The organism is Kitasatospora sp. NPDC059571, assembly GCF_042735675.1.
Classification (GTDB): Bacteria; Actinomycetota; Actinomycetes; order Streptomycetales; family Streptomycetaceae; genus Kitasatospora.
Genome location: NZ_JBHWBW010000570.1, coordinates 1 through 4,594 on the forward strand (window position 1 = coordinate 1; position 4,594 = coordinate 4,594).

General features: G+C 78.0%; 5 protein-coding genes. 1 reads left to right on the plus strand and 4 read right to left on the minus strand.

The features are described from left to right. From ACFV0G_RS35680 to ACFV0G_RS35695, 4 genes are all read right to left on the minus strand, one after another. Nucleotides 1-1,265, minus strand: a 1,265-nt coding sequence (locus ACFV0G_RS35680; RefSeq protein WP_380556909.1) for an aldehyde dehydrogenase family protein, incomplete at its 3' end; no start/stop codon positions are given. Between the two features lie 89 nt (nt 1,266-1,354). After that, nucleotides 1,355-2,011 (minus strand): HAD family hydrolase, encoded by a 657-nt coding sequence (locus ACFV0G_RS35685; protein ID WP_380556911.1) that lies wholly within the window; start codon nt 2,009-2,011, stop codon nt 1,355-1,357. Nucleotides 2,012-2,041: 30 nt separating this feature from the next. Beyond that, nucleotides 2,042-2,551 carry a DUF6912 family protein gene (locus tag ACFV0G_RS35690; protein ID WP_380556913.1) on the minus strand — a complete coding sequence of 170 codons (510 nt, stop codon included), beginning with the start codon at nt 2,549-2,551 and terminating at the stop codon, nt 2,042-2,044. Between the two features lie 82 nt (nt 2,552-2,633). Further along, complete coding sequence (locus tag ACFV0G_RS35695) at nt 2,634-3,695, minus strand: patatin-like phospholipase family protein (protein WP_380556915.1); 1,062 nt, start codon at nt 3,693-3,695, stop codon at nt 2,634-2,636. A gap of 325 nt (nt 3,696-4,020) precedes the next feature. Between ACFV0G_RS35695 and ACFV0G_RS35700 the strand changes: the two genes are divergently transcribed. After that, nucleotides 4,021-4,572, plus strand: a complete 552-nt coding sequence (locus ACFV0G_RS35700; protein ID WP_380556917.1) for an Rv3235 family protein — start codon at nt 4,021-4,023, stop codon at nt 4,570-4,572. Nucleotides 4,573-4,594 lie beyond the last annotated feature (22 nt).

Sequence of the window (4,594 nt, forward strand, 5' to 3'; positions counted from 1 at the left end):
GCGCGATGAATACCGGGGCGCGGTTGCGGATGGCGTCCGACATGGGGTGGGGGGGGGGCCGGCGGGGCGCGGCGGGCCGCGCGGCGGGGGCGCGCGCGGCCCCCCCCCCGCTCGACCGCGGACCGGACCCGAGCGTACGCGGCGGCGTCGATCAGCGCCCCCATGGCGTTGGTCGGGTCGGCGACGTCGCCGACCGCCAGCTCGTCGACCCCCGCCAGGAAGGCCGGCCCGATCCGCTGCCACAGGGCGCGCGGCAGGTAGGCCCGGGAGAGCGCCGGGGCCCCCTGGCCCTGGTAGGCGAACGCGCCCCGGACCAGCGCCGCGGCGACCGTCTCCGGGTCCGCGGACGGGTGCGCCACCAGGAAGTCCTTGCCGCCCGTCCGGCCGGCGATCCGCGGGATCCGGCGGTGGCCGCCGACCGCGGCACCGACCGCCGCCCAGAGCTCCCGGAGCGTCGCGGCCGTGCCCGCCAGGTGCACCCCGGCCAGCGCCGGACTCGCCAGCGCGACCTCGGAGAGCACCCGGCCGTCCCCGGTGACCAGGTTGACCACCCCGGGCGGCAGGCCCGCCTCCGCCAGCAGCCGCAGCACGAAGTGCGCGGTGTAGGTCTGCGCCGTGGCGGGCTTCCACACCACGGTGTTGCCCATCAGCGCCGGGCCGGTCGCCAGCGCGGCCGCGACCGCGGTGCTGGAGAACGGGCCGAGGGCGTAGACGAAGCCGTCCAGCGGGCGGTGGTCGGTCCGGGTCCAGGTGCCCGGCGCGGAGTCCGGCTGCCCGGCCAGCAGCAGCCGGGCGGCCTGCACGTCGAACCGCCAGGTGTCGGCCAGCTCGCACACCGCGTCCCGCTCGGCCTGCGGCGCGGTCATGGACTGGCCGAGCATGGCGGCCGCGGTCAGGGTCTCCCGCCAGGGCCCGGCCAGCAGGTCGGCGGCCCGCAGGAAGACCGCCGCACGGTCGTCGAAGGTCAGCGCCCGCCAGGCGGCGGCCGCGGCCAGAGCGGCGTCCACCGCGAGCCGCGCGTCCTGGTGGGTCGCCCGGCCCAGCACCCCCAGCTTCGCCGCGTGGTGGTGCGGCTGGACCACGTCGGTCCGCTCACCGCCGCCGAACCGCGGCTCGCCGCCGACCGTCATCGGCAGCGGCAGCACCTCCGCGGCCAGCTCGTCCAGCCGCCGCTCCAGCCGCTCCCGCTCGGGGCCGCCGGGCGGATACCCGTGCCCCGGCTCGGCGGCCGGCGTCGGGACCTGCGTGACTGCGTCGATGGGCATCGCGGCTCCGCTCTGGATCGGCACGTCCGTCCAGAGTGACCAGGCCGGGCCGCCGCGGGCCGCTGACACGCCTGAGGGCCCGGGACGGCTCAGCCGAGCTGCTCCGCGAGGGCGACCGCCTCCGCCAGGGAGTCCACCACCGGGACGCCGACCGCCGCCAGCTTCTCCCGGGTGTGCGAGCCGCCGGTGTACAGCACCGCGTGGATGCCCGACTCCAGGGCGGCCTCGGCGTCGTCCACGGCGTCGCCGACCAGCACCGTGCGGGAGCGGTCGAGGTCCGGCCCCAGGGCGGCCAGGTGCGCCGCGAGGAACCCCGCCTTGCGGCCGCCGGAGGCGCCCGTCCGGCCGTCCACCCGCAGGAAGTGCCCGCTCAGCCCGAAGCCCTCCACCACCGGGACGAGCCGCTCGTGCTCGTACATCGACAGCAGCGACTGGCTGCGGCCCGGCGCCGACCGCCAGCCGCCCAGCAGCTCGGGCACACCGTCGGTCAGCGCGCAGTCCGGGCTCAGCTCGCGGTAGCGGTCGTGGAAGGCGTCGTCCAGCGCCTCCCACTCGCTCTGGCTCGGCATCCGGCCCAGCAGCCGCTGGTAGAACCGCGGGATCGGGATCTCGTACTGCTCCCGGTACTCCTGCAGACTCAGCGGCGGCAGGCCGACCGTGGCGAAGGCCGCGTTGCTCGCGCCGAGCACCGCCGCCATGTCGTGGAAGAGGGTGCCGTTCCAGTCCCAGACGATGTGAGTGCGCATCCCGGGAAGGCTACCTGCCGCCCCCGACACTCACCCCAGCAGGTTGGGGATCTCCTGCGTCGCGAACCAGAGCAGCTCGTGGTCCTCGGCGCCGTCCACGGTGAACTGGGCGTCCTCGTCGCCCTTGTCGGCCGCCCCGATGGCCGCGACCGCCGCCGCGACGTCGGCCACCACGTCCCCGTCCGCCACGTCCGCGTGCACCGCGGCCGCCTTCGCCAGCGGGACCGGGCCGTGCAGCACCACCCGGCCCAGCGAGGCCTGGTCCTGGTACTCGTCGCCGGCGAACGCGCCCACCGCCGAGTCGGCCACCTCGACCGCCACCACCACCCGGCGGCGCGGCGCCCCCGGGTCGGCCGACAGCAGCCGCAGCGAGCCCTGCGCGGCCCGGTTCAGCGCCGCGTACTCCAGCTCCTCGATGTCGTCGCTGACGTACCACTCGCGCAGCGCCGGGGTGACGGCGTAGGCCGCCACCTGCTCCAGGACACCGCCGGGGTGCGCCGCCGCCAGGCCGGTCAGGGTGGTGGGCACGTACACGCGCATCGGGGGCACTCCGCTCGGTCGGTCGTACGGCCGTCGGGCCGCGACCCAAGGATACGGCCCGGGTGATCACCCCACTGCAGACTCAGCGCACCGCCGCCAGCGCCGCACGGCTGGTGAGCAGGGCGGTCTCCAGCACCTGCGGACGGCGCGCCGGGTCCATCAGGTTCGGCCCCATCACGGCGAGGTCGGCGAGCGTCGGGGCGAGCAGCTGCACCCGCACGCCGGCCGCCCGCAGCTCACGGGCCTCGCGCAGCAGCTGCCGGGTGACGGTCCGCCGGTAGCGGCTGACCAGCTGGGCGAGCACCCCGCGCGGCCGGTCCCGGTCCTTCCACTCGCGCAGCGCCGCGGCCATGCCGCGGGCCGGCTCGGTCCGGCCCTCCGGGTGCAGCCGCAGCGCCATCGGCGCGAGCACGTACACCTCGTCCAGGTCGCGGCCGCCCATCAGGTCGGCGTTGGTGGCCGACCAGCAGCCGCCGTCGACGTAGCGCGCGCCGGCCACCTCGGCCGGCGCGAACCAGCCCGGGATCGCGCAGGAGGCCATCACCGCCTCCGCCACCGCCGCGGGCGGCGCGCCCAGGTCGCCGAAGACCACCCGCCGACCGTTGCGGTAGTCGACCGCCACCACCCGCAGCGGCGAACCGGCCGGCCAGCCGTCCTCGTCCGCCGTCGCCCGCACCAGGTCGCCCACCGGGGCGACCGAGCCGCGCCCGGGCGGCACCATCGCGGAGACCATGGTCAGGAACGGGTAGTCGCGCGGGTGCCGCACGGCGTTGCGCAGCAGTCCGGGCGAGCCGATCCGGGCGCCCGGGCGCGGCGGCAGCGCACCGCCGACCGCGGTGTCGTAGTCGAACTCCACCCCGGCGAGCGGGCCCTCGGTCACCGGCAGGCCGCGCTGGTGGTCCCGCAGCTGCGCCGGGCCGACCCCGGCCGCGAGCAGGGAGCCGAGGATCGCCCCCGCGGACGTCCCGAGGATCACCTCGGCATCGCCCGGCCGCCAGCCGGTGGCCTCCTCGACCGCGCACAGCGCCCCGACCGTCCAGGCCGCACCGAGCATGCCCCCGCCGCCCAGCACCAGGCCGCGTCGCGGCCCGCGGACGCCGCTCGCCGCCACCGGGCCGTCCCCGGTGGACACCTGGGTCACCATGCCGCCGCCTTCCTGGTCCGCCGAAGCGACCGGTCGACAGGATCCTCCGCCCTACCCGAGGGTAGGGCCGGGTGCGCACCGGCGCGCCGCGCCGGATCCCGGTCCCGGCCGTCCCCCTTCGTGCACCGCCGGCCTCCGCCGCACGTCAACGCGGGATTGCCGGCGGCCCTCCCGCAGGCCTTGCGCCGCACGGCGCGTCATCCGGATAGGGGACACCGCGGGCGCCCGCCGACACCGCGCGGAGGGTTCTTGAACGGCCCGCCGCGGGCCCGGTAGCAAAGGGCCCGACAGCACCGCCGGCCCCCGCCCGACAGGAGTCCCGCCCATGGCCGAGCACCGGCCCGACCACCGCTGCGCCGTCCTCCCCGGCCCCGGCGCCCTGCCCGCACCGGTGCCGCCGGTCCGTCCCCTGGTCCGGGCGCCGGGGCACCCGCACAGCCGGCGGCCGGTCCGCACCCCGCACCCCGGGCGCCACGCGGCGGCCCCGCACGGGCCCGCCGCGGCCCGCCCGGTCCGCCGCCCCGGAGCGGGCTGCGCACCCGTGCACGGGGCCGGGCAGGGCGATCTGGCCGGCCGCTTCGCGCACCGGCTGGTCGAGGTGCTGACCGGGGTCCGCCCGGTCGGCCAGCTCCAGCGGCACACCACGCTGGCGGGATACCAGCAGCTCACCGCGCTCGTCCGGACCGGGCCGCTGCGCCCGCGCGGCCGGATCCCGCAGACCCGGCTGGGCCGGGTGTACGACTCCGCGCCGGCCCCGGACGCGCTGGAGGTCTGCGTCCGGGTGGAGTTCGGCCCGCGGCACCACATGGTGGCGTTCCGGCTGGAGCGGCACCGGCGCACCGAGCAGTGGCAGTGCGCGGCCGTGGAGGCCCGCTGAACGGCCCGGAGAAGGCGTCAGG

What these genes read in the sequence shown, in the direction of transcription:
- ACFV0G_RS35690 (WP_380556913.1), bottom strand. Translation starts at nt 2,551, where the DNA reads ATGCGCGTGTACGTGCCCACCACCCTGACCGGCCTGGCGGCGGCGCAC.
- ACFV0G_RS35695 (WP_380556915.1), bottom strand. Translation starts at nt 3,695, where the DNA reads ATGGTGACCCAGGTGTCCACCGGGGACGGCCCGGTGGCGGCGAGCGGC.
- ACFV0G_RS35685 (WP_380556911.1), bottom strand. Translation starts at nt 2,011, where the DNA reads ATGCGCACTCACATCGTCTGGGACTGGAACGGCACCCTCTTCCACGAC.
- ACFV0G_RS35700 (WP_380556917.1), top strand. Translation starts at nt 4,021, where the DNA reads ATGGCCGAGCACCGGCCCGACCACCGCTGCGCCGTCCTCCCCGGCCCC.